23 protein-coding genes are annotated in these 24,755 nt (G+C 44.2%); 5 read left to right on the top strand and 18 right to left on the bottom strand.

From position 1 onward, the window contains the following. Positions 1 to 431 precede the first annotated feature (431 nt). Together QZV86_RS04635 and QZV86_RS04630 are read right to left on the bottom strand one after the other, a co-directional pair. The gene (locus QZV86_RS04635) at positions 432 to 2,615 is read right to left on the bottom strand and encodes an OsmC domain/YcaO domain-containing protein (RefSeq protein ID WP_295624516.1); all 2,184 of its coding nucleotides are present in this window, start codon (positions 2,613 to 2,615) and stop codon (positions 432 to 434) included. Between the two features lie 457 nt (positions 2,616 to 3,072). Then, positions 3,073 to 3,306 carry a HepT-like ribonuclease domain-containing protein gene (locus QZV86_RS04630; protein ID WP_295624512.1) on the bottom strand — a complete coding sequence of 78 codons (234 nt, stop codon included), beginning with the start codon at positions 3,304 to 3,306 and terminating at the stop codon, positions 3,073 to 3,075. Positions 3,307 to 3,547: 241 nt separating this feature from the next. Between QZV86_RS04630 and QZV86_RS04625 the strand changes: the two genes are divergently transcribed. The 3 genes from QZV86_RS04625 to QZV86_RS04615 all read left to right on the top strand — a co-directional run bounded on the left by QZV86_RS04625 (position 3,548) and on the right by QZV86_RS04615 (position 6,766). After that, the gene (locus QZV86_RS04625) at positions 3,548 to 4,885 is read left to right on the top strand and encodes a DUF2254 domain-containing protein (protein ID WP_295624510.1); all 1,338 of its coding nucleotides are present in this window, start codon (positions 3,548 to 3,550) and stop codon (positions 4,883 to 4,885) included. A 317-nt stretch (positions 4,886 to 5,202) separates the two neighbouring features. Beyond that, entirely contained in the window at positions 5,203 to 5,637 is a 435-nt protein-coding gene (locus QZV86_RS04620) for a hypothetical protein (RefSeq protein WP_295624508.1), read from the top strand. 430 nt (positions 5,638 to 6,067) lie between these two features. After that, entirely contained in the window at positions 6,068 to 6,766 is a 699-nt protein-coding gene (locus QZV86_RS04615; protein ID WP_295624507.1) for an SDR family oxidoreductase, read from the top strand. Between the two features lie 87 nt (positions 6,767 to 6,853). Here QZV86_RS04615 and QZV86_RS04610 read toward each other — a convergent pair whose 3' ends face one another. From QZV86_RS04610 to QZV86_RS04600, 3 genes are read right to left on the bottom strand one after another with little or no spacing between them, the layout of a single operon-like run. Then, on the bottom strand, positions 6,854 to 7,687 hold the full coding sequence (locus tag QZV86_RS04610) for a metal ABC transporter permease (protein ID WP_295624505.1): 834 nt from the start codon (positions 7,685 to 7,687) through the stop codon (positions 6,854 to 6,856). Then, the gene (locus QZV86_RS04605) at positions 7,687 to 8,505 is read right to left on the bottom strand and encodes a metal ABC transporter ATP-binding protein (RefSeq protein ID WP_295624503.1); all 819 of its coding nucleotides are present in this window, start codon (positions 8,503 to 8,505) and stop codon (positions 7,687 to 7,689) included. Before QZV86_RS04605 ends, QZV86_RS04610 begins: the two co-directional genes overlap by 1 nt. Beyond that, the gene (locus QZV86_RS04600; RefSeq protein ID WP_295624501.1) at positions 8,483 to 9,451 is read right to left on the bottom strand and encodes a metal ABC transporter substrate-binding protein; all 969 of its coding nucleotides are present in this window, start codon (positions 9,449 to 9,451) and stop codon (positions 8,483 to 8,485) included. The genes QZV86_RS04605 and QZV86_RS04600 overlap by 23 nt, the downstream gene beginning before the upstream one ends. A 128-nt stretch (positions 9,452 to 9,579) precedes the next feature. Between QZV86_RS04600 and QZV86_RS04595 the strand changes: the two genes are divergently transcribed. Together QZV86_RS04595 and nikR are read left to right on the top strand one after the other, a co-directional pair. Then, entirely contained in the window at positions 9,580 to 11,658 is a 2,079-nt protein-coding gene (locus tag QZV86_RS04595) for a TonB-dependent receptor (RefSeq protein WP_295624499.1), read from the top strand. Between the two features lie 76 nt (positions 11,659 to 11,734). After that, entirely contained in the window at positions 11,735 to 12,196 is a 462-nt protein-coding gene (nikR, locus tag QZV86_RS04590) for a nickel-responsive transcriptional regulator NikR (protein ID WP_292919417.1), read from the top strand. 74 nt (positions 12,197 to 12,270) lie between these two features. Here nikR and yut read toward each other — a convergent pair whose 3' ends face one another. The 13 genes from yut to yajC all read right to left on the bottom strand — a co-directional run bounded on the left by yut (position 12,271) and on the right by yajC (position 24,716). Next, positions 12,271 to 13,254, bottom strand: coding sequence for an urea transporter (gene yut, locus QZV86_RS04585; RefSeq protein WP_295624496.1), 984 nt, complete (start codon positions 13,252 to 13,254; stop codon positions 12,271 to 12,273). Positions 13,255 to 13,364: 110 nt separating this feature from the next. Further along, complete coding sequence (ureG, locus tag QZV86_RS04580) at positions 13,365 to 14,000, bottom strand: urease accessory protein UreG (protein WP_295624494.1); 636 nt, start codon at positions 13,998 to 14,000, stop codon at positions 13,365 to 13,367. Between the two features lie 17 nt (positions 14,001 to 14,017). Then, positions 14,018 to 14,695 (bottom strand): urease accessory UreF family protein, encoded by a 678-nt coding sequence (locus QZV86_RS04575; protein WP_295624492.1) that lies wholly within the window; start codon positions 14,693 to 14,695, stop codon positions 14,018 to 14,020. A gap of 12 nt (positions 14,696 to 14,707) precedes the next feature. Further along, complete coding sequence (gene ureE, locus QZV86_RS04570; protein ID WP_295624490.1) at positions 14,708 to 15,232, bottom strand: urease accessory protein UreE; 525 nt, start codon at positions 15,230 to 15,232, stop codon at positions 14,708 to 14,710. Positions 15,233 to 15,361: 129 nt separating this feature from the next. After that, positions 15,362 to 17,068, bottom strand: coding sequence for an urease subunit alpha (gene ureC, locus QZV86_RS04565; protein ID WP_295624488.1), 1,707 nt, complete (start codon positions 17,066 to 17,068; stop codon positions 15,362 to 15,364). Positions 17,069 to 17,101: 33 nt separating this feature from the next. Next, positions 17,102 to 17,410 (bottom strand): urease subunit beta, encoded by a 309-nt coding sequence (locus QZV86_RS04560; protein WP_295624514.1) that lies wholly within the window; start codon positions 17,408 to 17,410, stop codon positions 17,102 to 17,104. Between the two features lie 34 nt (positions 17,411 to 17,444). After that, positions 17,445 to 17,747, bottom strand: coding sequence for an urease subunit gamma (locus tag QZV86_RS04555; RefSeq protein WP_106706367.1), 303 nt, complete (start codon positions 17,745 to 17,747; stop codon positions 17,445 to 17,447). Between the two features lie 97 nt (positions 17,748 to 17,844). Further along, the gene (locus QZV86_RS04550; RefSeq protein ID WP_295624485.1) at positions 17,845 to 18,792 is read right to left on the bottom strand and encodes an urease accessory protein UreD; all 948 of its coding nucleotides are present in this window, start codon (positions 18,790 to 18,792) and stop codon (positions 17,845 to 17,847) included. 40 nt (positions 18,793 to 18,832) lie between these two features. Next, complete coding sequence (locus tag QZV86_RS04545; protein WP_295624482.1) at positions 18,833 to 20,200, bottom strand: hypothetical protein; 1,368 nt, start codon at positions 20,198 to 20,200, stop codon at positions 18,833 to 18,835. 163 nt (positions 20,201 to 20,363) lie between these two features. Beyond that, complete coding sequence (locus QZV86_RS04540; protein ID WP_295624481.1) at positions 20,364 to 20,804, bottom strand: hypothetical protein; 441 nt, start codon at positions 20,802 to 20,804, stop codon at positions 20,364 to 20,366. A 329-nt stretch (positions 20,805 to 21,133) separates the two neighbouring features. Next, positions 21,134 to 22,072, bottom strand: coding sequence for a protein translocase subunit SecF (gene secF, locus QZV86_RS04535; RefSeq protein WP_295624478.1), 939 nt, complete (start codon positions 22,070 to 22,072; stop codon positions 21,134 to 21,136). Between the two features lie 24 nt (positions 22,073 to 22,096). Beyond that, positions 22,097 to 24,175 carry a protein translocase subunit SecD gene (gene secD, locus QZV86_RS04530; RefSeq protein WP_295624476.1) on the bottom strand — a complete coding sequence of 693 codons (2,079 nt, stop codon included), beginning with the start codon at positions 24,173 to 24,175 and terminating at the stop codon, positions 22,097 to 22,099. Positions 24,176 to 24,260: 85 nt separating this feature from the next. Beyond that, positions 24,261 to 24,716, bottom strand: coding sequence for a preprotein translocase subunit YajC (gene yajC / locus QZV86_RS04525; protein WP_295624474.1), 456 nt, complete (start codon positions 24,714 to 24,716; stop codon positions 24,261 to 24,263). Positions 24,717 to 24,755 lie beyond the last annotated feature (39 nt).

Genomic DNA, 24,755 nt, shown 5'->3' with positions numbered 1-24,755 from the left:
ATCAAAAACAGCAGGTCGCTTGATTCTCATACACCAGATTTGACTATAGCTCGGCCGCCCCTGAGCCTGGGCGTTAGGTGCCTCGGGAGGCAAAGGATTGGGGTCACGCGGATTGGGGTCAGGTCGCGAATTGAGAATTCCACCGATAGAGAAACATGGGAACAGGTCTAGAATTAAGAATATTTTCGATGGATTGCATGAATTCTTGTTTTCTTGTTTTGTAATCTATATCCGCGATTCTGCAACTGATTCCATCAGTTTTGAGTTTGATTGAATCTCTTCCGGGTTTAATTCCTCGCTCCTTGGGGCGAAGGCTGGTTGAAAACCGGCAGTCTGAAGAGCGCTTTTAATACCTCGCTGCTTGCGGCGGGGTGCTTTATTTTCAGCGCAATTAAGTATTGTATTCCCGGAATTTCAAGTCACTTAACCCGTTATGCTTTATTCGCCTCGCGAGCTTGATGAAGCTTCTTGTAGCTCCTGATTAGTCTTAGGTGTTTGTCTAAGCCTTCTAGCTTCATGCTAGTTTTGGTTAAGCCAAAGAATTTCACTTCGCCGGTTACAGAACCGATCACATTACCCATGGTTCTTTTACCGAACATTTTATTTAGGTTGACGATAAAATGCTCAAGCGCTAATTCTTTGTCCAGAGTGATCTCAAGTACTGCATGAACCGCTTGATAAAACAAGCCACGCTCTACGGTATTGTCGTTGTACTGCAAGAACGCTTCTACTAACTCAATGGCCTCATCAAGTTGGCCTAAGGCAAGGGTGATAAGAATTTTCAGCTCAAGAATGGTCAGCTGTCCCCAAACAGTATTTTCATCGAACTCAATGCCAATCAGGGTTCTAATATCTATGTAGTTATCTAGCTGACTTTCTTCTAAACGATTGACCAAACTCACCAAAGCGTCATCACTCAGAGAATGAATGTTCAAGATATCTTCGCGGTAATCCAGCGCCTTGTTGGTATTGTCCCAAATGAGGTCTTCAATTGGATACACTTCTGAATAACCCGGCACCAGGATGCGACAAGCAATGGCACCCAGGTCAGAAAATTCGGCAATATAAACTTCTTTGCCCAGATTCTTTAAGATACCCATTAAATACTCTTTTTCTTCCTTGTTTGATCCGGAAAAATCCCACTCGCAGAATTCATAATCATGCTGGCTACTAAAGAAGCGCCAAGAGATAACACCCATTGAATCAATAAAGTGCTCAACAAAGTTTTCTGGTTCCTTCACCGCCAGGCTATTAAAAGTTGGTCGCGGCACATCATTTAAACCTTCAAAGCTGCGCCCTTGCAGTAATTCAGTCAGGCTGCGCTCCAGCGCCACTTCAAAGCTTGGGTGGGCGCCGAATGATGCAAATACGCCACCCGTTTTGGGGTTCATTAACGTCACACACATCACCGGAAATTGACCGCCTAATGAAGCATCTTTGATCACCACAGGGAATCCATTCTCTTCCAGGGCGTTAATGCCCTCTAAGATGCCGGGGTACTTCTCAAGCACGTGTTGCGGTACGTCTGGCAGGGCAATTTCTTCTTCAATAATTTGTTTTTTTACCGCACGTTCGAAGATTTCCGATAGACATTGTACTTGCGCTTCATACCGGTTATTGCCCGCACTCATACCGTTACTTACGAATAAGTTCTCAATCAAATTGGATGGGAAATACACGGTTTCTCCATCGGATTGACGCACATAGGGGATAGCGCATATGCCACGCTCAACCAACCCCGAGTTGGTATCGATAAGATTTGAGCCACACAGTTCACCGTCCTCGTTGTAGATATCTAAACAATATTCATCCAAAATGCCTGCTGGCAGTTCGTCATTGGGTCCCGGCTTAAACCATTTTTCGTTGGGATAATGCACAAAATCTCTGCTGGCGATCTCCTCGCCAAAATACTGATCGTTGTAAAATAAATTGCAGTTAAGGCGCTCGATAAACTCACCTAGCGCCGAGCAAAGTGCGCTCTCTTTGGTGGAACCTTTACCGTTGGTATAGCACGTAGGCGAAGCCGCATCGCGTATATGTAGTGACCACACATTGGGTACGATATTGCGCCAGGAAGCAATCTCGATCTTCATGCCAAGGTCGGCCAAAATACCAGTCATGTTCGTGATGGTTTGTTCAAGTGACAGGTCTTTACCTAAGATGTAAGTGCTGGAGTTGCCTTCCAACTGACCCATAAGCATGACCTGTGCGTCTTCGTCGAGGTTTTTAACCGACTCGATTTTAAACTCAGGGCCAGTTTGCACTACTTTCTTTACTGTACAACGGTCAATTGATCTTAAGATACCTTGGCGATCTTTATCAGAAATACTTTCTGGCAGCTCCACCTGAATTTGGAAGATTTGGTTATAACGATTTTCAGGATCAATAATATTGTTCTGCGACAGCCTGATGTTTTCAGTAGGAATGCCACGGGACAAACAATACACTCGCACAAAATAGCCCGCACAAAGAGCCGATGAAGCCAAAAAATAATCAAAAGGACTTGGTGCTGAGCCATCACCTTTGTAGCGAATAGGCTGATCGGTGATGACAGTAAAGTCATCAAACTTAGCTTCAAGTCTGAGATTGTCGAGAAAATTAACTTTGATTTCCATTGAATAGTTTCCAGAGTCGTGTGCTGCAACCGGAACCGTTTTAAACATTCTTATTCTTGAGGTTTTTAGCGGCTGCCAATCGGCGGATTGATCTTAATTGATGGAATTACCTGTTTTTTTGGTATTGCGAAGTTAACTTTTAAACGGCACAAAAATACTGGGGTTGCCGCCTTTATGCTAACTGTTAAGTTTGCAAGCTGCCACAACTAACTATATAGCATCCTAAATGAAACGATATACAGATATGAAGATTATGATTGTACTGCCGTCTCATTTTATTTGGCTAGATTATCTGAGATTTATTGAAAGTAGTGATTATCCGGTTTTGGCCGAATGTAATCACTTCAATGATTCCAACTGCCATTACTCAATCTTTGGGTCTGGCCTTACACTTTATACGCCTTGATTTCTTCATCCTATGACACGCGGCCAAGGCAAGATTTGATGTCATTCACAATTACAACCAGCTACCGCCATTATCTTGGAAACACAGAGAACGCGGAGGTTTTATATTGAAATTTTCGATTGAACTGATAAGCGTCCCTGAATACACACCATAAGAAATTTTAATTTCGCGATTTTGCAGCACCTGATAATCATGCGCTGCAATGTTACGAAAACCGACCATGCGTTTGAGGTTGTCGGTTAATAGAGTATCAATCCATTCATTGTGCGCCAGCAATATGAACACATCGCGCGCATTTTGCGGTACGCCGAGTTCTCCCCCCGGATCAGGTGTTGGCCCATCGAAAGTTTTTCAACGATCTGCTAATGGAGGCATTATAAATGTTTCTTTGTATTCCACAGTAACAACCAACTTACAAAAATCCAGTGCTATCGGCGTTATAATGCATTCAACTTGTATATGGATACAAACCAAGCAATAATCAGGCTTATCTACAACATTGTGTGGCGGCGTCAGGGAGCACAAAATGCCATCTTTCATTTCAACAGAGCGACTTAGGTTTTTTATCAATCGACTGCACGAACGACTTTGGGTAAGGCCATTGGCGACTTGCCTGCTGTCGATCGCTGCGGCGCTCGCGGCTAAACTCGCAGACGACACCGAACTAGGGGCAATTCTTCCAGCCATTAAACCCGAGCCTGTTGAAACCATGCTTTCCATCATGGCTGCCAGCATGCTGGTCATTGCCACCTTTGCAGTGTCATCCATGGTATCGGCCTATGCCTCCGCAAGCAGCACAGCAACACCGCGGTCGTTCTCGCTGATTATCGGCGATGATAAGTCACAGAACGCGTTATCGACGTTCATTGGCGCATTTATATACAGTATCGTGGCATTGACAGCGCTGAAGAATGGTTATTTCAAAGCAGCGGGACATTTTACGCTCTTCGTTCTTACGGCCATTGCGTTCGGCGTTGTAATCATAACATTTGTGCGCTGGATGGACAGCATCGCCCGCCTTGGCCGCATTGGAACAACCATCACCAAAGTTGAGCAAGCAACCGCCCAGGCTTTGGTGCGTCGCAAGGATGCACCAACCCTCCATGGTGTACCGGTGCTGCCACAAGTTCATGGATGGGTGGTATTCGCGCCCAGTGTAGGTTACGTGCAGCATATTGACCTTGCAGCACTGCAAGCATGGGCGGAAAAAACTGATGGCCGAGTCGTGATCGCGGCCTTACCAGGCACATTTGCAGCACCCGGGCGGGAATTGGCTTGCATCAGCACCCGCTCAGGAGAAATAGCAGAGAGTGACCGCGAACAGATTATTCAATCGTTTCAAATCGGGAATGATCGAATTTTCGACGATGATCCAAGATTCGGCCTCGTGGTCTTGTCGGAAATTGCCTGTCGCGCGTTGTCGCCCGCGATTAACGATCCCGGCACGGCTATCAATATTATTGGAACGTTAGTGCGGCTTTTTGTTCTATGGAATGAGCCTGCAAAGGCTGAGGCTGAGGCAGCGGACGAACATATCCCAAAATATGACCGCGTGGAAGTCCCTGAGATCTTCGTGCGAGACATGTTCGATGACGCCTTCACCGGAATCGCTCGTGACGGCGCCGGCACGGTGGAAGTAATGGTTCGGCTGCAAAAGGCGCTTCAATCTCTGGCTTTGATTGGCGATGCGCCGATGAAGGAAGCCGCCAAGCATCACGCACGGCTGGCGCTGGAACGTGCACGACTCGCGCTGAACCTGGCACAAGATTTAGCGGTCGTACGTCATGCTGCTGCATTTGTAAAGACAGATACATCTTCGAAGCATTCGAGAGATGTATCCAGTGATGAAAATCATGACCATTAACTGCCATGAATAATCACTTAATAACCGAAGGTGAAAACCCAATTGGATCGTTTACTAATACTCTTAATGATCTCGCCATTGCAAAATCTCCAATTTCAATAAATTGAAGCATACGAACACCGCATTGTTTACTATAGCACAAGAATTAGCATCTTCAGCTTCAGAAAAATCACATTTCATGTGAGTAAACTCACATCATCTTTTATTCCTTTCGTGAGATTCTTTCAGCGGCAACTTGCTGTTGCTGGATCAGAGAAATAATTTACATCCATTATTTTCCTGGCTCTTCTAAGGTTTAAAATTCATGGAGAAAGAAAATGTTAAAACAAAATTATCTAATTGCAAAAATATTTGCAATCGCTCTATTCGGGTTTTCTGGAATAAGTAATGCAGCATGTATCCAGGATCAATATGGCAATCAATATACTATTGTGACTGATAGCAAATACAAATCTATTACTGGCACAGCCAAAATGGCTCAATGCGCTGATGAAACTTGGGGCGTTATTGGTAGTTATGTCATAATTCAGTCAGACAAGCAGTATAAGATTCAAGAAATTACTGCCATAAGACCCCAAGGTTCATTATCGGGTTGTATTGACTATTTTAAGCTAAAAGGAACCTATTCAGAATTTGCCTGGTACTATGATTCTGGATTCGGTGGTCAAAAAAGTAAATTTGTTGCTTGTGATTCGCCGAGCGCTGCTTCAGCAGCAGATTCCACTGAAGGTCAAGGAGCTATTAAGCGTTAAATTTTACAACTACTAATTCTAAAGCTCGCTTGCCATTGCATGAGAGCTTTAGTTTAGTAACATTAATCTCAGTCCTTTCGATGTTAATAAACCTTAATCACTCGATAATGTAACAATCAAATTAGAACAAACTCTTTGAACAAATCATGGTGTCGCCTCTTACAACTTGCATACACACCATTGAGCCTTACATTCAAATATCGAACGGTGCTGAATACCCAACGACGCCAGGTCTCATGCATTGCAAAAATGACGTATATTCCATAGAAACCTGTACTGTAATGACAAGACCATTAAGAATTGAGCTATCCGATGGTTTATATCTTGTAGCATCACGAAGAGATTGTCTGGAGGATTTTTAGCGTGCTGCCAAATATATTGATTAGCGTTATCATTGAAACATAACATCTCCCATATTCAGGTAAAAACTATGAAAACAGTACTCATCACAGGCGCTAACCGTGGCATTGGATTGGAATTTGTGCGCCAATACGCCTTGGATGGTTGGCGTATCATTGCTTGCTGCCGCAATCCGACGTCTGCCGATGCTTTGAACCGTTTAGTTGCGCAACATCCAGACCGAATCAGCATTTTCCCGCTGGATATTGCCAATTATTCGCAGATTGAACAGCTGGCGCAAACGTTATCCGGTGAGACCATTGATTTATTAATCAATAACGCCGGCGTTTATCCGCCAAAATCGGGCGATGCTTTCGGCAAGACGGATTACGAGGCGTGGGCGCATACTTTCGCAGTTAATACCATGGCGCCGCTGAAAATGGCTGAAGCTTTTCTGCAACTCATTTCCCGTAGCAGTCTAAGAACCATTGTCACCATTACCAGTAAAATGGGCAGCATTGCAGATAACCGGGGCGGTGGCAGCTACATCTACCGTTCCAGTAAAGCGGGCGTCAATATCGTGATGAAAAGCTTGTCGATAGATTTAAGTCCCCAACAAATCACTACGGTGCTATTGCACCCCGGTTGGGTCAAAACAGACATGGGTGGGCCGAATGGATTAATCTCAGCCGAGCAAAGCGTCACTGGCATGCGTCGCGTGATCAGCAACTTAACATTCGAAGATTCCGGGAAGTTTTACGCTTTTGACGGGCAGATTGTGCCTTGGTGAATACAGATTCCGATGGACGGCTCTCGCTCCACAACCTGAATCATCTTGGATTTTGCAGCCGACTAAAAACTGACTATCTACGTCAATTCAATATTGTCGTGATCGATAGAAGTTTCGTAAGGGTCTCACCATCATTGATACGCCAAACACCAACACGCTGAACAGCACAATAGTTGTACCGGAAGCGACGTTGAAAATATAACTCAAATACATACCAATTACACCAGTCACCGCACCAATGATGGTTGAATAAATAATCATGCGGCTAAAACGATCCGTCAGCATTCTCGCAGTCATGGCTGGGGCAATGAGCGTGGCGGCGACCATCGTGACGCCAATGACATTCAGGGATGCAATGACCGAGAATGTGAGCAATAATGAGAACAGCAATTGCACAGAGTCGGTTTTAATACCGAATACGCGCGCCGCTTCATTATCGAACGTGGAGAACAGTAAGGTACGGTATGTGATAAACATGGTAATCAGTGTAAAGAAAGCGACCAATCCGATGATCACCAGATCTTGCTCGGTGATTCCAAGAATATTGCCAAATAAGGCAGCTTCGAAGTTTTGTTTAAAATTACGCATCTTGCTGACAATGGCCACACCCAGGGCGAACATAGCCGTGGTTACAATCCCGATAGCCGCATCCAGCTTGATTTTGTTATTTTTAGTAATTTTGTTGATGATGAATGCAGCGAGTAATCCCATCGCGCATGCGCCCGCATAAAAATTCAGATTCAGTGTAATGCCGATCACTGCGCCGCCAATTGCCGCATGAGATAATCCGTGGCCAACATAACTCATGCCGCGCAGCACTACATATACTCCGATTAAACCGCCGGACGCACCTACCATCAACGCTGCAAGTAAAGCATGACGAAAAAACTCATATTCGATCGGTTCAAGTAGAAACTCCATCAGGGGGGCTCATCAATAAATTTGAGAGGGGTACTGTTAGCAATCAGGAGATGTCCTTCGGATTTAACAATGACAATATCACCACCATATGTTTTAGTCAGGATTTCATTGGTAAAGATAGTATTCGGTCGACCTTGGGCAATAACGCCGCGATTAAAACAAATCACCCAGGGCAAATGAGAAGCCACCGCATTTAAATCATGCGTGGTTAATAATATGGTGATGCCTCCTCTATTGATATCACTCAGCAAATGCAATACCTCATGCTGAGTCTTGATATCAACACCAGAAGTCGGCTCATCGAGTATCAGAAGCTTGGGATTGTTGATCAAGGCACGTGCCAGAAACGTGCGTTGCCGTTGACCGCCTGATATATCGCTAATGTGGCTTTTCAGGCAATCATTAACGCCTAATCGATGCGCAAGATCCTGAATGCAAGTGCGCTCTTGTTTACTGAGCCAAGGCCATATACGTCCATTGGTATAAAGTCCCATGGAAATTACTTCTTCAACCGTTACCGGAAAATTCCAGTCGACACTCCCAAGCTGCGGTACATAACCAATCGTGCCTGGCCTCACCTTGTTGACTGGATAGTTGTAGAGTTCCACCTGACCCGCACTAACCGCTTGGATTCCTAAAATAATTTTCAGCAACGTCGACTTACCGCAAGCCGTGGGACCGACAATTCCGGCAAACTGACCCGCAGCAATTTCCAGACAAAGATCGTCAAATACCACATTTTGTTCATAACGCGCGGTGGCGCCGGTTAACTTTACCGCAGGAACTAAGGGTGAATCAGAATGCAATGTTGCTGGCATCGATATTGGCCATACAGGCTGAATTACCGCCCAGTGCTTCGGTCATGGTGACCATGTTACTGGCCATCATACCGATGAAAGAATTATTAGGCGCGGCTGGAAGCTCATCATCCGCAAGTTGATCAATAAATCGGGCATTTGCTTCTCGGGCAATTTGCTTCATCACTTTACTGGGAAACACTTCTGATCCAAATATTGCCGGCACGTCGGTTTCTCTAATTTGTTTAATAATGCTGATGACTTCCTGGGGGCCCGGTTCGGAGAAATCAGAGGGTTGTACAGCTGCAATGACTATCATGCCATAACGCGGTGCAAAATAGGCAAAAGAATCATGATACGTGACTAACTTACGATTCTTCTCAGGAATTGTCTCAACACACTTGAAAATTGCCTGATCCAACTTCTTTAGTTTAGCCAAATACGCTGCGGTATTTTCCTGGTAGCTCACCTTATTCGCCACATCAAGCATAATCAGATTGTCTCTAATTATTTCTGCATAACGCATGACCAGCTCAATGTTCAGCCATAAATGAGGATTAGGGTGCCCGTGTTCACGTGGAAAACTAAAATCATACTGCCAGTCCGCTTCTTTAAGAGTGAGGTTTCCCAATTGCAAAATCGGAGTTTCAGGCCTTTTTACTTTTTTCGCCAAGTTTAATGTCGGCAATTCCAGATCAAGGCCATTCACGATAATCATGTCGGCTGCTTGTAATATTTTTACATCCGAAGGGATGGGCTCAAAGGTATGAGAATCGGTTCCATCTGGCACGATACCGGTTACTTTAATGTGCTTTCCGCCAACATTCTGAACAATATTCGTGATCGGTGAAACGGTTGTAACAATTTCAGTCTTCTTGTCAGCAATTGCCGCGAGTATGGGGTTTTGTAAGAACAGTGGCAATAAACATAAAAAAAACTTTGCAATTCTTAAGGTTGCTAGTTTCATAACAAGATTTCTCCCAATTAATGCACTAGATTTTATGAAAAAAAAACAATTTATCATACATTTTGAATTATTATGAGTGTTCATGCGGCTTTTAAGAAAATGACACGTAGTTTTAGGATGAAAAGAACGTGAAAATAAAAACTAAGCTGGCTATCACACTGCATTGGCTTATCGGGAGTAGCAGTTTTATATCAATTAGTTGCATTCCATTAATAGTCAACGCTGCGGGAGTTCCAACCCTTAAGGAAATGATTATCCGCGCCAATGCGCGAGAGCTAATCGGCACAGCCAACTCCGCCACTGAAGGTACGGTAATCAAGCAACAACTTGATTCACGCACCGTTTATCGCCCGGGAGAATTACTGGAAACAGTACCGGGATTAATTGTTACCCAGCATAGCGGCGAGGGTAAAGCCAACCAATACTTTCTGCGCGGCTTTAATCTGGATCATGGCACAGATTTACGCATTTCAGTAGATGGAATGCTGGTCAATCAACGTTCGCATGGGCACGGACAAGGCTGGGCGGATACTAACTTTATCATTCCTGAATTGGCAGGCAATGTGTTGTACTTAAAAGGCCCTTATTACGCCAATCAAGGCGATTTTTCCTCAGCGGGCGCTGTCAGTATGAGCTACGTTGACAAATTACCGAAGGGCATTGCCAGCTACGGACTTGGACAACAGGGCTTTATGCGGGGATTGCTGGCAAAATCACATGAAGTAGGCGCGGGCAATGTATTGTATGCAGTGGAGCTACTGACAAAAGATGGGCCATGGGTTAAACATGAGGATTTTAAGAAATTTAACGCGGTACTGCGTTATAGCCAAGATAGTGGCTCGACTAAATTTAACGTAACAGCAATGGGGTATGGTGGAAACTGGAACTCAACCGATCAAATTCCGCAAAGGGGTGTAACCAGCGGTTTTGTTCCACGACTGGGCACCATTGATCCCAGTTCTGGCGGTGAATCTCACCGCTTTAGTCTCTCCAGTGCACTACAGCATGTCAGTCGCTATGGCATCACTCAGTTGAATCTGTATACGCTGCATAGTAATTTGGCATTATTCTCAAATTTCACCTATTTTCTCGATGACCCAGTGAATGGAGATCAATTCTCTCAGATTGATAAACGCTTTCAATCGGCGATGAATGCAAATCATCTCTGGACCAACAAAATTAGTGGAATCGAGATCGAAAGTATGGTGGGCGTTCAATTTCAGAATGATGTCATTGACAATGGATTGCTCAGTACCAAAGAACGCCGAACCTTATCGACTACCCGCAAAGATCATATAAATCAGAACAGTATAGGCATTTATTATCAAAACAGCATACAGTGGCTGGAAAAATTCCGCAGCGTAGCCGGCGTGCGCTCGGATTATTACTGGTTTGATGTCAATAGCAATATCAATGCTAACTCGGGAAACCGTTACGATAGCATGACCAATCCCAAGCTCAGCCTAATTTTAGGACCTTGGGTGCAAACCGAACTCTATTTTAACTATGGCAGCGGATTTCATAGCAATGACGCACGTGGAGCGACTTCTACCGTTGACCCAAAGTCAGGAGATCCCATTAACAGAGTCAATCCTCTGGTGCGCTCGACGGGTTATGAATTTGGAGTTCGCACCGCCATCATTCCAGGCTTGCAGGCTTCTTTTGCCGCGTTTCGACTGGATTTTGATTCGGAATTATTATTTGTGGGTGATGCCGGAACAACTGAGGCCAGCCGTCCAAGTAAGCGGGAAGGAGTTGAAGCTTCACTGTTTTATATGCCGACAGATTGGTTGATGGTTGATCTGGATTACGCGTTGGCGCGCGCACGTTTCAGCGATGCTGATCCAAGTGGCAACCAAATACCTGGAGCAATACGAGGCGTAGGAAAATTAGCAGTAGCGGTGGATAATATAGGCCCTTTATTTGGCAGTATGCAGTTGCGCTATTTCGGCAAACGTTCTTTGATCGAAAATAACAGCGTACAGTCCAATCACACCATTACGCTCAATGGCCAAATTGGCTATAAGATCGGTAACAGTGTGCGCGTGATCGTGCAGGGATTTAATCTGCTCAATACGCAAGCGCATGCAATAGATTATTATTATACTTCGAGACTTCCGGGTGAGCTCGCCGCCGGCGTGAGTGACTTACATTTTCATCCGATAGAAAGCCGCTCAATTCGCGTTAATTTAGTCGCTAATTTTTGATCCATACAATAAATTTGTAATGGTATATTCAGTATTTAGATAAATGATTTTGAGTGATAATCCCAGAGGAGATTTTATGGAGCGCTTTACTATTTCGATGGATGACCAACTTTTTGAGCAATTTGATAAAGTTTCCCATGCGCGCGGTTACGATAATCGCTCGGAAGCTATTCGCGATCTCATTCGGGATTATCTAGAAACCACACGCTTGGAAAAAGATAATAAAGGCTACTGTATTGCGACACTCAGTTATATTTATAATCACCACCAAAGAGACCTAGCCAGCCAGGTAACTTCTGCGCACCATCACCATCATGATTTATCTTTATCCAGTATGCATGTTCATATGGATCATGATAACTGTCTCGAAACCACTATTCTGCGTGGCACAATTCAAGATGTTAGGCGCTTTGCCAATCAAATGATCGCCACCAATGGCGTGCGTCACGGCAAATTGCATATTGTGCCGATCGAGCTATCAGAAGAGCTTCATCCACATTCTGCGACTCCTCATACGCATTGCAGTCCGCTCACCTGATGATCTCCAGTGTTGTCACTACCAATAAAAAGCCCCGCTTCTAAGCGGGGCTTAATCTTAAAGAACAACTAATTTTAGTGTAAATTTCCCCAATATTTGGATCTTCCAGCTGCAAATAAAAACATCCACATCACCAGAACAAAAGGAAACGTCAATGTCGGCAAGCCAATCGGCGCGAGGAAATTAGCCAATCCAGCCTGACAAATAACCGTCAAAATACCCGCCAGTAAGGCAAGAATTGCAGTACCTGTGCTAGGTTTAAGAAAAACCCAACCGATCGCCATCATGGTCAACACCGGATTAAAAGCATAAAGCCCCATTTCGATCAGCGTTTTATCGGCACCTAGGCAGATCGGCAAGGCAACTCCGACAATTGCGCCGGCCAGCGCCATAGATGCACCACGCAGTGAGGTTATTGCAATACCAATCAAGAACAGAATACCTACTATGACGCTATCGGCGAACATCACTTCGCCAACACCTTTGGTAACGGCTGTATACCAAGCTTCAGCCGCTTCTTGCGTAAAAGTAGCATACTCTGCCGCAACTACTGAGGCAGCGACAATGTCGATAGGAATTCCCGGTGCGGGCAGCACTGGGCCGCGCGAAAACGCATCAAATGAAAACACGGCCACCATAAACATCCAGCAGGTCAAAACAAACGGGGACGTAGATGCGGGAATGTTATAAGGTTGCAAGATCCGCATCAATGCAGCCAACACTACCGTAGACAAAACCGAAGCAAGCACCACATACAGCCAGAGTTGCGGAGTATTCTCCATGAACAAAAATAAGCAGGGACCTACCAGGGTGCCGTTAAATCCATACAGCCCTGCATCAATATCATCGTCTGAAAATCCTAATAAATAAGCGGCGACTGTACTGCTGATCACACCCACAGTCGCTGCGAGCCCTGCAGTAATCCCACCTACATATAAGGCGATTAGGAAAATAAGTCCCGTGACCGCATTGCAGCAAAAAAATACTTGTCCGACACCTCTGAATATTACACGCAAAGGTTTCGGCATTGCCTTGTCAATTGATAAAGACCAATCCATGATGATTAGCTCCTAAAGTTTGTATGAAAAAAGAAACCACGGTAACTAACACTACAATCTACTTAATCATTCAGCTTAGGGTTAATGATTAAATTTGTGCAAAGATATTCTCAACCTGCTCGTTGTTTCACTTCTTCAAGCAATCCTTGTTTCACAATGAACTCAACGACCTGATCGACGCCTTCACCCGTTTGCAAGTTGGTAAACACAAATGGCCGATCACCTCGCATTTTTTTTGCATCTCGTGCCATTACTTCCAAACTTGCTCCAACATAAGGAGCCAGATCAATTTTGTTAATAATCAGCAGTGCTGAACGCGTAATGCCAGGACCACCTTTACGCGGTATTTTTTCGCCAGCCGCGACGTCAATAACATAAACAGTTAAATCGGAAAGCTCGGGACTGAAGGTAGAAGCTAGATTGTCGCCGCCGGACTCAACCAGAATAAGGTCAAGATTGGGAAAATCGGCCGTCATGCGCGCTATGGCTTCAAGATTAATGGATGCATCTTCACGGATAGCCGTATGCGGGCATCCGCCTGTTTCCACACCCATCAAACGTTCTGGAGGCAACGCATTGGCGCGTAATAAAATCTCCATATCTTCCTTGGTATAGATGTCATTCGTAATAACCGCCATTTCGTAATGATCGCGCATCTTTTTGCTCAGTGCCTCACATAAGGCCGTTTTTCCTGATCCTACCGGACCACCGATACCTACTCGAAGCGGATTTGATTGTTTACTCACGTGTAATACCTCAAAAATTATGATCGATAAACTCGGCTGTATTGTGTTTCGTGTTGCATCGACAACAATGACAATCCTGGCGCCCAATTCGATAGTTCGTCATCATTGAGTTGCTGTGCATGTAGCGACACTTTTTCGATTGTTGCATGCAACGACAATAAAAGACTCTGCCCGGAAACCTGTCCCAGTGGCACTGATTTAACACAAACTAACACTTGATTCTCGACCATTGAGAACAACATGCCAAGCAGTGCCGACTCATGTGGCACTTCAAGTGCTTCTGCGGCACATGCAAACGCGGTAGGTAAAGGTATTTCGGATTGATTTGCTAACAGTGCACTTAGGGAATCGTCTGCAATCTTTAGATCTGTGACGAGTTTTCCTAAAGAATATCCCATTTGTATTGTTTCCGCGCGAAACTCCGTGGTATCGCGTGCTGCAACAAAGCATTCAGTCCAGTAACTGACGGCTGCCAAATCACGCTCGGCAAATGCTTTAAGCAAGCGCCATACGATCGGCGCTTCAAAATCCGCGATGACATTCAATGCTTCTGAAATCCATGCACGCGCAGAGCTTTCATCATGCACGGCACCGTTTTCAATGGCGGACTCCAAACCTTGCGAGTACGTGTATGCACCAATTGGCAGCGAGGGACTTGCTAGTTGCAGTAAGCGAAGTAATAAAACGGATTGCACAATGAATGACTCCTAAGATTGCGAGTCGGATGGTCTGTGAATCTTTTGACGTGCCGGTATGGGCGCAAGCGGACCATGAGCATGGTAATGACCATCGTCATGATGATGATGCCCTCCTCCCCCATAAGCGCCTGATTCTGGCTCGAATTGTTCATCTTCTTCCATGACAGAAGCACCTAGTCCTTCCAACATTTGCTTTAAGACACTATCTTGATGAATCCGCAGGAAAGCTTCGCCAACCTGGGTTTGCGTATGCCGATTACCCAGATGAAAGGCACAGCGCAATAAATCGTGAGGTGTCTTACAAGTGATCCGATAAGTAGGTTCACGAGCGGCAATGACCTGCACTACACGCCCGTCATCGCTCTTGAGCAGGTCATTATTCCGCAGTATTGTGCCTCGCACAGTAAAAATCGCCACTTCCTCACCCGATGCAAGTGTCGTCCTTAGCCGACTGTTCTCGCGCATTTCGTAAGGTAATACGAGTTGTGCAAACACTGAGTCTGCGTGATCTATTTTAGTATTCAGAGTAAGCATTTTATTATTACGATCAGTTATTGTTTACATAGCAGCTATCACTGCAATAAATGTGCGATAGCTGCTATAAAAAATGACCCCCCCTGTACCCGTGATCTTTACAAAAAAGAACAAGGCATAAAGAAACTGCTAAAACAGGAAGTAACGTTGTGCCATCGGTAATACGTCTTCAGCGCCGCATGTCAGCAATTGCCCGTCAGCACGCACTTCATAGGTTTCCGGATCAACTTCCATCTTAGGCGTTGCGCCATTGTGAATCATATCTTTCTTGCGCAGATTCCGGGTATCTTTAACCCCTATGATATCTTTGTCTAGTTTTAATTGATCAACCAGCCCAGCATTTAATGCTGCCTGCGAGGCAAAAGTAAAACATGATGTTTTGATTCCGCCACCATAGCCACCAAACATATAGCGATAATGCATGGGTTGAGGCGTTGGAATCGATGCGTTGGGATCACCCATTAATGCTGCAGCGATCATTCCACCCTTTAAAATCATGGATGGTTTTACGCCAAAGAATGCCGGTCTCCACAGCACCAGATCTGCGTACTTACCAACCTCTATCGACCCAATCGCATGTGCAACACCATGAGTAATAGCCGGATTGATTGTATATTTAGCAATATATCTTTTTACGCGAAAATTATCATTCCTTGAGGTGTCTTCTTGCAATGTGCCGCGCTGTATCTTCATTTTATGCGCAGTTTGCCATGTACGTAGCACAACTTCACCGATACGGCCCATTGCTTGTGAATCCGAGGACATCATGGAGATTGCCCCCATGTCGTGCAGAATATCTTCTGCGGCAATCGTTTCTTTACGAATACGTGACTCTGCAAAGGCAACATCTTCTGGAATATTGGCATGTAGATGATGACACACCATCAACATATCCAAATGCTCATCAAGGGTATTGACAGTATAAGGCCGGGTAGGATTGGTCGATGACGGCAAAACATTTTCTTGGCCCACGACTGCGATAATATCCGGCGCATGACCACCGCCCGCGCCTTCTGTATGAAAGGTATGAATAGTACGATCTTTCATCGCAGCAATGGAGTTTTCCAAATATCCACCTTCATTGATGGTGTCGGTATGAATAGCGACTTGTACATCATATTTGTCCGCAACATCCAAGCAATTATCAATGGCAGCATAAGTTGTACCCCAGTCTTCATGCAGTTTTAAACCGCAAGCACCGGCAAGCACTTGTTCTTCTAAAGGTGTTGGCAGACTCGCATTACCTTTACCAAAAAAGCCTGTGTTCATTACCAAGCCATCTGAAGCTTGTAACATTGAATGAATATGCCAGGGTCCTGGGGTGCAGGTAGTCGCCGCCGTACCTACAGCCGGACCTGTACCACCGCCAAGCATGGTCGTTATCCCATTCATCATTGCATCTTCTGCTTGTTGTGGGCAAATGAAATGTATATGAACATCCAGCGCACCTGCAGTAATGATTTGCCCCTCGCCAGCAATAATCTCAGTCGCTGCCCCGATAGCAATGGTGACATCAGGTTGAATATCCGGGTTTCCAGCTTTGCCAATGCCCGCGATTTTGCCATTCTTGATACCAATATCCGCTTTAACAATGCCCCAATGATCAATAATAATTGCATTGGTAATGACAGTATCCATGACATCAGCATGATTACGCTGTGATTGCCCCATACCATCCCGAATTACTTTCCCACCACCAAATTTCACTTCTTCGCCGTAAGTAGTGAAATCTTTTTCAATTTCTATAAAGAGTTCTGTATCGGCTAAACGGACGCGGTCGCCAGTCGTTGGACCCATCATTTCAACGTAGGATTTACGGGAAATTTTTACGCTCATTTTTCTACTCCTGTAAAATTATTACGATACAAACTATTTAAGTTTGCCCATCACTTTTTGGTTAAACCCATAAACGGTTCGGTCTCCCGCAAGATCAACGAGTTCAATGGTTCTTTCTTGTCCTGGTTCGAAACGGATAGCTGTCCCTGCCATAATATTCAGGCGCATGCCATAGGCAGCTTCCCGATCAAATTTCATGGCAGAATTTACTTCAAAGAAATGAAAATGGGAGCCAATCTGTATTGGACGATCCCCTCCATTGGAAACAGTGAGTGTTTTAGTATTCCTACCGACATTTAATTCAATTTCACCCGATTCAGTGAACACCTCTCCTGGAATCATTGGTACTCTCATGACGATCTCCTATTTTCAATGATTAAACAATCGGATTATGCACAGTAACCAATTTAGTTCCATCCGGAAATGTTGCTTCTACCTGGATATCCGGAATCATTTCGGGCACGCCCTCCATGACATCAGCACGGGTCAGTATTTTTTGACCAGCTGTCATCATCTCCGCAACCGTTCGCCCATCTCTGGCACCTTCCAATACTGCGCAGGTAATCAGTGCAACCGCTTCTGGATAATTTAGCCTTAGGCCACGTGCCTTACGCCTTTCAGCGATTAATCCGGCAGTGAATATCTGTAGCTTGTCTTTTTCTCTAGGCGTTAAGTCCATAGTTTTTCTCCTGAATAAAATAACATTTCAATTTTCTTAAGTTACTACAACCGTATGATTATTTTAGAAAACCACCATAAGTCAATGATACCTTTAATCAAGTGTTCCACATACGCGGAACAATTCCAGCGCACCCAAGAATTTCTGGACGGAACAAACCCCACACACGCAGCATGACGTGCCGTGCAATCTCGCTCGAATCACCCAAATAGCGAACCGAAATTACCGATTTCAGTTGGGATATACCAACTTGGCCCACACCTTTTGTAACAATCATTGCCTCTTCACGTGCAAAATCTATTAAAGACTGAGGCAGCACTTTTCCAGTCAAAATGAGTGTAGCACAGACTGTTTTTCCAGATAATGTCAAAGGGCCACTCATGGCAGAACTCTCGCCCAAGAGACGTATTTGCTCAAGCCAAATCATTTTTCCATTTCGTTGAATGCTAGTGCGCTGCTTGATTTGTCCGCTATTGAATGTTTCACCGTATGCGGTACGACCAAAGCATAATATTTCACAACCCACATAAATTGCATCATCTTCCAGAATTACTTGATGATCGACGTCGACGTTAGCATTGTTGTAAAAAATAGTTTCCTGCGGCACCCATTCAAGAGAGGCACCTTTGCTTACACTGACTCTAATTTTTTGGTGTGAAACGCGACCATTTGCTTTGTACCATTTAGCAGCGCCAGGTGTGGTTATTTGCGCACTTGCGGACGCACCAACTTGAGCCGAAATTTCTAATTGATCACCTCCTACGACTCCGCCCGGTGGGTGAATAATTACCACATGACAAATCTTTCGGCTTTCTGGGTAAAAAGGTTTCTGTACCAACAAAGGGCCGAAGTGATCCCGTTCCACGAGGCGCGTTGTTCCATCCATTTCAGAAAACTTGAGCGACAATCTTGCTTGCAGTGGCTTGTGATCCGAATTTACAATTGAACCGGCTATAGCAGCATCTGTTGCCTGCTGGGGATTATTCAGAATAGGAGAGCTCCGTTGTTTGATTGCTGACTCTTCTGGATAAGTGGATAGCAGCATAGTTCTTTCAGGGTTTATGAGAAATGGTTGTAGATAGTCACTAAATCTGTAGCTGAAAAGAGATTTTAAAAACATCCTGCGTTGGACCTGAGACTCCGGGTGCGTAATTTAATCCTTTCCTCAGCAGATCTCCATGCTGATAATACGCAGATATACGTGCATTAAAGCCGTCAATGATGTAATTTAGACCCGCTTCAATTTCTTCTCTATTACTGCTCTGATTAGGTTGAATGCTGGTAAATCTGCCGTAAGGCTGAAAGTGTCCGATGCCAATTTTAGTTGGAAACATATAAAGACCTGTTACTGTCCACGATTTGCCATCGAACATGCAGAAACAATCACGATCAGAAAATGCAGCCGTCGAATAATTTGCATAAAATTGTTTGTATTCAGCATTTACAGTAGTAACACCCATATTTTTAGGTAATACCTTTTCAAATAGTAAATCCCCTGTAAAACCGAGGAAGTCACTACGATTTGCAAACGATCCGGCGCCGTTCTTTTGGTATGACATACCAAACGCCAATGCTAAAATATCACCAGCTTTACCATAATACGTACTGGAAGTGTAGTAGCCTGGATTTTTTTCCGGATTCATAAAATTATAGGTAACGCGCGCAGCTGTCAGTATAGTGCCACCCGGATTCGGACCCGCAGTTTTCGAGGATTCCAAACCACGAAAAACCCCCATTGCATAGCCAAGTGTACCGGGAATAATACCAGGCTCTAGATTACCCCAAAACGTTACACCGTCGTCACGACCATAACGACCTGCGCCACCATCGCCAAATTTGACACTAAAATCTTGAGAAAAAAATGGGGTTTTGAATGCATCATGGGTAGCCTGAAAGAAAGGGCCACTCAATTCCCCCCGCTCTGTGGGTGCCAACATACGGCCTCCCCAAATATTAAAATAGCGGTTGTATTCAAATTTGGCTATCGCGTCGAGAATGTTATACGACATTCTTGGATTTTCACCCGAAGCCGTATTGTTACAGAAAAAACATTCTGTATTGACCTCGAATTTGAAATGCTCATTAAACTGTCCATTGAGATAAAGACGCGCATTGTCGTTGCTGTAGGCTCCATCTCTCAAATTACCAGAATTTGGATTTTCCACCCATACACCTGAGCCACGGTACCCTGCACCTAAGCTGATCCATCTGTTTTCATTCGTTTGCACTTTGAGCATTTTTTTAATGGGCGCAGTTACACCCGCCATCGAATGTGCATCTGATACGAATAAAACAAAAACACTCGTGAGTAGAGCCATCAGAAAAAGATGCATCCATACAGGGTTTGTCGTTTTATTGTTATCGGTATAGAAACTAAGCTGATCAAAAACGACAAATGATTTCACACTGGTATTGTTAATTTTCAATTGAGTGTTGTGATTGCCTTTTAACATGATGCTGCCCGTCTCCTAATATGGACTACCCAAATTGGCTGATTAGCCTATCGAAAATGCAAATACAAAAAACAAGTGGCGCAATTCTCGCACAAGAATTCTTATGATGGCATTTTGTAATACTTTTATGATCTTCGTATGAATTTTATTTACAAACCATCAATTAATCTGATGAAATTAGGTTAATATTGAAGACTGTATTCAAATGCTGCCTCAAAGATTCACCCGTTTGCTCTGAATATAATACTTGCAATCGATCTCCATTCGCTGCAAAAAATGCCAAGGCTGCCTGGCCGAATCCATGGCTATCTGCAAACCGCTTGCCTTCTGGCGTATTGATATCAGCCACAATAAATGCAACACGCTCTTCGAAATCATCTCTTACTGCATTCATGGCAACCATAGTGTCGGTGCTTTGAAGTATATTCCCATCATGCACCAATACAACCACGTTAGTCCCCTGGCCTATGGCCGAAAGATCTTGAGAAAAACTTCGTGGCAGTAAGCTCACTGCAATGAAGATCACCAGCAATATCAATGAAAATGTAATCAGTTTGGGCCAAATATTTTTCTTTTCCGGTGCGGTATTATTCGTTATGGACATATTTTATTTTCTCTCTTGGTTGTTAACAGCCGCCTGTCCGACTCAAGCAAATGTAGCGAGTCATGCAGAATAACGTGTGCAGATGGTTGTAATTTTGCGGGGAATAGTGAGATTATGCAATAAAAAATCGAGTAAATATGAGCTTGCAGCGCCTATTGATTGGAACCGCAGTCTGTGACCTTATATTTCACATTTCCTATCAATTTTTCTAATCAAAAAGACTAAGATCGAATTGAGTAGAAATCAATCATGAACAGATATGATGTAATATTTAAGCATACTATCAGTCAATTGCAAGTTTATCAGAGGCAACAAGCCAAAAACCTCTCTTATACGACTGCTCCGTCATTTTCTAATGGCTTCTTCTCTAGCTTGACCAGATCCTCGCGCTTAACTCCAAGAAGTACGATGATAGAACTGCCTACCATAATTGAAGAATAAATTCCAAACAGTATGCCGATTGTCAGAGCTAACGAGAAATAATAAAGCACTTCACCGCCAAATAAGAGCATTGCGATTACAACCATTTGTGTACTGCCATGCGTGATGATTGTACGCGACATGGTTTGCGTGATCGCACTATCAATTACTTGTGTCACTGAAGATTTGCGAAGCTTACGGAAATTTTCTCGGATACGGTCAAAAATGACCACCGATTCGTTCACTGAATAGCCCAATATTGCCAAAACCGCAGCGAGGACAGTCAATGAAAATTCCCATTGAAAAAAGGAAAAAAAGCCGAGAATGATAATCACATCATGCAAATTAGCAATAATACCGGCTATGCCAAACTTCCATTCAAATCGTATCGCCAAGTATGCCACGATGCCTAATGAAACGAATAACAGGGCAAGAGCGCCATTTTCCAATAATTCCTGCCCTACCTGCGGGCCCACAAATTCTACCCGTCTCATTTCAACTGAAGAATCAGCTTCTCGCAGTGCATCTAAAACAATTTCCGATAATTGGGCACTGGAAAACTCTGGCTTAATGGGCAATCGTATTAAAACTTCTCGCGAGGTACCAAAGTTTTGCACGCTCGCATCCGGCATCTCAAGACCAATCAATACACCGCGTATTTTTTCTAAATCCGCTGGTTGGGTATAACCAACTTCAAGCACTGTTCCACCTGTAAAATCCACTCCCAGGTTGAGCCCTTTTGTCGAGATAAAAAAGATTGCAAGAATAAACGTTACGATTGAAGCGATTGCCCCCGCTCGCCTCCATTTCATGAAGGGAATGTCACGCTCAAATCTAAATAATTCCATAATGGTATTCCTTAATGCGGGTTATTACTGTTTAGTTTTTTTAGTGTCAGCTGATTTACGTTTACTTTTAGCTTTATTTTTAGATATCGCTCTGGCTTTCGCCGAATCTTCTGCTACGCTTTTATCTTCGTTTATGGCTGATGATTGACTGTCAATATACGGCTTTATACTGCTCTCTTTAGTCTGTTCAATGCGTTTAGGTTCTGTATTAACTGTAGTTTCAGTAATCTCATTCTCGGAGAGGGAGTCGGATTTGCCAATAACTAAACTAGGTTCCGGTATCCAGGTTATTCCGATGGGAATATTGTCGAGCTTACGAAGATTGCCGTACATAAAATTAACCATACCCCTTGACACAAAAATTGCCGTAAACACGGATGTCATAATACCCAGGCATAGCACTACCGCGAAACCCTTAACCGGTCCCGAACCGAACGCAAATAAGGCAATGCCCGCAATCAAGGTGGTAATGTTGGAATCCAGAATGGTGCCAAATGCGCGTTCATATCCTGCGTGAATGGCGAGTTGCGGGGAAGCGCCCGCACGTAACTCATCCCTAATACGCTCATTAATAAGTACATTAGCGTCGATTGCCATGCCTACTGTGAGAGCCAGTGCCGCCATTCCAGGCAATGTCAATGTTGCTTGCATGATGGATAGCAAACCAACCAGCAGCAACAAGTTGAATGCAAGCGCAATAACAGAAATAACGCCAAATGCTGTGTAATAGGCCACTATAAAAATGGCAACAGCGATAAATCCATAAAGGGTTGAATTAAAACCTCGGGTAATATTGTCCGCACCCAGGCTGGGGCCAACAGTGCGTTCCTCGATAATATCCATAGGTGCCGCCAATGCACCCGCACGTAATAATAACGCGACATCCCGCGCTTCCAAGCTGGTCATGCGTCCACTGATCTGCACACGTCCGCCACCGATTTCCTCACGAATAACCGGTGCGGTAACTACTTCGGCTGTGTTTTTTTCAATCAGCAGAATCGCCATTCTTCTACCAACATTCTCACGCGTTAATTGTTTAAAAATACGCGATCCATTGTTATCCAGGCTGACGTGGACTGCCGGTTGATTATCCTTATCAAATCCTGGTTGTGCATCAGTAATGCGTTCACCCGTGAGCAGAACCTGTTTTTTAACGAGAATCGGACTTCCGCCACGCTCTTGGTGCAGCTCTGTTCCAGCTGGAATTCTGCCACGCAAAGCCGCATCAAGGTCATGCTCATCGTCGACCATACGCACTTCCAGCGTAGCTGTTCGCCCCAAAATATCTTTTGCTTTGGCGGTATCTTGCACACCCGGCAATTGAACAATCACGCGATCTGCACCAGCCTTTTGTATGATAGGTTCAGCAACACCTAACTCATTGACACGATTGCGCAATGTTGTGATGTTTTGCATCACAGCCGAATCCTGCATGCGTATTTGAACTTCAGGCTTGATTTCAGCTATCAGATGATAGCGATTATCAGCTTCCTCTGTACTTAATGCGAAATCCGCAAAATTTGATTTTAATTCTGCTTCTGCTTTTGAACGTGATTCAACATCGCGAAACTTTATGATTAGTTTCTTAGCTTGCTTCTCAAGTCCGGTGTACGAAATCTTTTTTTCGCGTAATGTACTGCGAATATCGATGCTATAACGATCGAGTGATTTCTCAAGTGCCCCCTCCATGTCAACCGCAAGCATGAAATGTACCCCGCCACGCAGATCTAATCCAAGATACATGGGTAAAGCACCAAGGTTTGTCAGCCATTGCGGAGAATTGGGAAGCAGATTCAAAGCAATGATATATTCGTTGCCCAGCACAGATTCAAGTAGGTCTTTCGCTTTCATCTGCAAATCGGTATCGGCAAAGCGAACCTTAATACTGCCTTCCTCAAGTAAAATTCCACTCATTCCAAGGTCGGCTTGTTTCAATGTTTCTTCAACTCGTTGCAACAATGCGGTATCAGAGCTTGTAGAAATCCGTAAAGGAGAAATCTGTATTGCTGGAGATTCGCCGTAAAAATTCGGCAAAGTGTAAAGCAAGCCGAGTAGCAGTGAAACCGCAATAATGAGGTACTGCCAAAGTCCGTAGCGGTTCATGGGTATCAGTTAAGTATCAAGTAATGGGTAAAAAATAAACAAAGGTAGGGGGTTAAATGACTAATTCCTCCCTTGTAAAACGTAATTATTTCTTTTCGATATTTTTATCGGCTTCAGCGGTAATGGCTTCTGTAGATTCGTCAGCAGCTTCAGCTTTATTACTTTCTGACACCGCTGATTTTATTTTTGTTTTAGGTGTTTTACTTTTAGGCTCAATACTCTTCAGTGTTCCTTTGGGTAATAAAGTTTGCACCGAGGATTTAAGTACAGTGACCTCCATAGCTGGGGCAATTTCGATAATGACATACGCTTCGCTGACATTGAGTATTTGCCCCAAAATACCACCATTTGTAATAACCTCGTCGCCTCTTTGCAACTCTTCCACCATCAGCTTATGCTCTTTAGCTCGCTTGGCTTGCGGACGAATGAGTAGAAAATAAAATAAGACGAGTATACCGAACATCGGTAATAAAGTGGCCCAGCCGGCATCACTTTGGGCTGTCGAAGAAGCAGCCTGTGCAAATGCATCATTAATCAGCATCATATTCTCCCTTTATTAGAAAAGGGCACATATTAGCAT

Origin of the sequence: uncultured Nitrosomonas sp. (assembly GCF_902826915.1) — a bacterium.
GTDB lineage: Bacteria > Pseudomonadota > Gammaproteobacteria > Burkholderiales > Nitrosomonadaceae > Nitrosomonas.
The sequence above is the reverse complement of the archived record's forward strand: the minus strand, read 5'-3'. Positions and strand labels throughout refer to the sequence as shown.

What these genes read in the sequence shown, in the direction of transcription:
- QZV86_RS04600 (WP_295624501.1), bottom strand. Translation starts at nt 9,451, where the DNA reads ATGAAACTAGCAACCTTAAGAATTGCAAAGTTTTTTTTATGTTTATTG.
- yajC (WP_295624474.1), bottom strand. Translation starts at nt 24,716, where the DNA reads ATGCTGATTAATGATGCATTTGCACAGGCTGCTTCTTCGACAGCCCAA.
- nikR (WP_292919417.1), top strand. Translation starts at nt 11,735, where the DNA reads ATGGAGCGCTTTACTATTTCGATGGATGACCAACTTTTTGAGCAATTT.
- QZV86_RS04555 (WP_106706367.1), bottom strand. Translation starts at nt 17,747, where the DNA reads ATGGACTTAACGCCTAGAGAAAAAGACAAGCTACAGATATTCACTGCC.
- QZV86_RS04610 (WP_295624505.1), bottom strand. Translation starts at nt 7,687, where the DNA reads ATGGAGTTTCTACTTGAACCGATCGAATATGAGTTTTTTCGTCATGCT.
- QZV86_RS04605 (WP_295624503.1), bottom strand. Translation starts at nt 8,505, where the DNA reads ATGCCAGCAACATTGCATTCTGATTCACCCTTAGTTCCTGCGGTAAAG.
- QZV86_RS04635 (WP_295624516.1), bottom strand. Translation starts at nt 2,615, where the DNA reads ATGGAAATCAAAGTTAATTTTCTCGACAATCTCAGACTTGAAGCTAAG.
- QZV86_RS04540 (WP_295624481.1), bottom strand. Translation starts at nt 20,804, where the DNA reads ATGTCCATAACGAATAATACCGCACCGGAAAAGAAAAATATTTGGCCC.
- QZV86_RS04550 (WP_295624485.1), bottom strand. Translation starts at nt 18,792, where the DNA reads ATGCTGCTATCCACTTATCCAGAAGAGTCAGCAATCAAACAACGGAGC.
- QZV86_RS04615 (WP_295624507.1), top strand. Translation starts at nt 6,068, where the DNA reads ATGAAAACAGTACTCATCACAGGCGCTAACCGTGGCATTGGATTGGAA.
- QZV86_RS04620 (WP_295624508.1), top strand. Translation starts at nt 5,203, where the DNA reads ATGTTAAAACAAAATTATCTAATTGCAAAAATATTTGCAATCGCTCTA.
- ureC (WP_295624488.1), bottom strand. Translation starts at nt 17,068, where the DNA reads ATGAGCGTAAAAATTTCCCGTAAATCCTACGTTGAAATGATGGGTCCA.
- yut (WP_295624496.1), bottom strand. Translation starts at nt 13,254, where the DNA reads ATGGATTGGTCTTTATCAATTGACAAGGCAATGCCGAAACCTTTGCGT.
- QZV86_RS04625 (WP_295624510.1), top strand. Translation starts at nt 3,548, where the DNA reads ATGCCATCTTTCATTTCAACAGAGCGACTTAGGTTTTTTATCAATCGA.
- QZV86_RS04545 (WP_295624482.1), bottom strand. Translation starts at nt 20,200, where the DNA reads ATGTTAAAAGGCAATCACAACACTCAATTGAAAATTAACAATACCAGT.
- ureE (WP_295624490.1), bottom strand. Translation starts at nt 15,232, where the DNA reads ATGCTTACTCTGAATACTAAAATAGATCACGCAGACTCAGTGTTTGCA.
- secD (WP_295624476.1), bottom strand. Translation starts at nt 24,175, where the DNA reads ATGAACCGCTACGGACTTTGGCAGTACCTCATTATTGCGGTTTCACTG.
- QZV86_RS04560 (WP_295624514.1), bottom strand. Translation starts at nt 17,410, where the DNA reads ATGATTCCAGGAGAGGTGTTCACTGAATCGGGTGAAATTGAATTAAAT.
- secF (WP_295624478.1), bottom strand. Translation starts at nt 22,072, where the DNA reads ATGGAATTATTTAGATTTGAGCGTGACATTCCCTTCATGAAATGGAGG.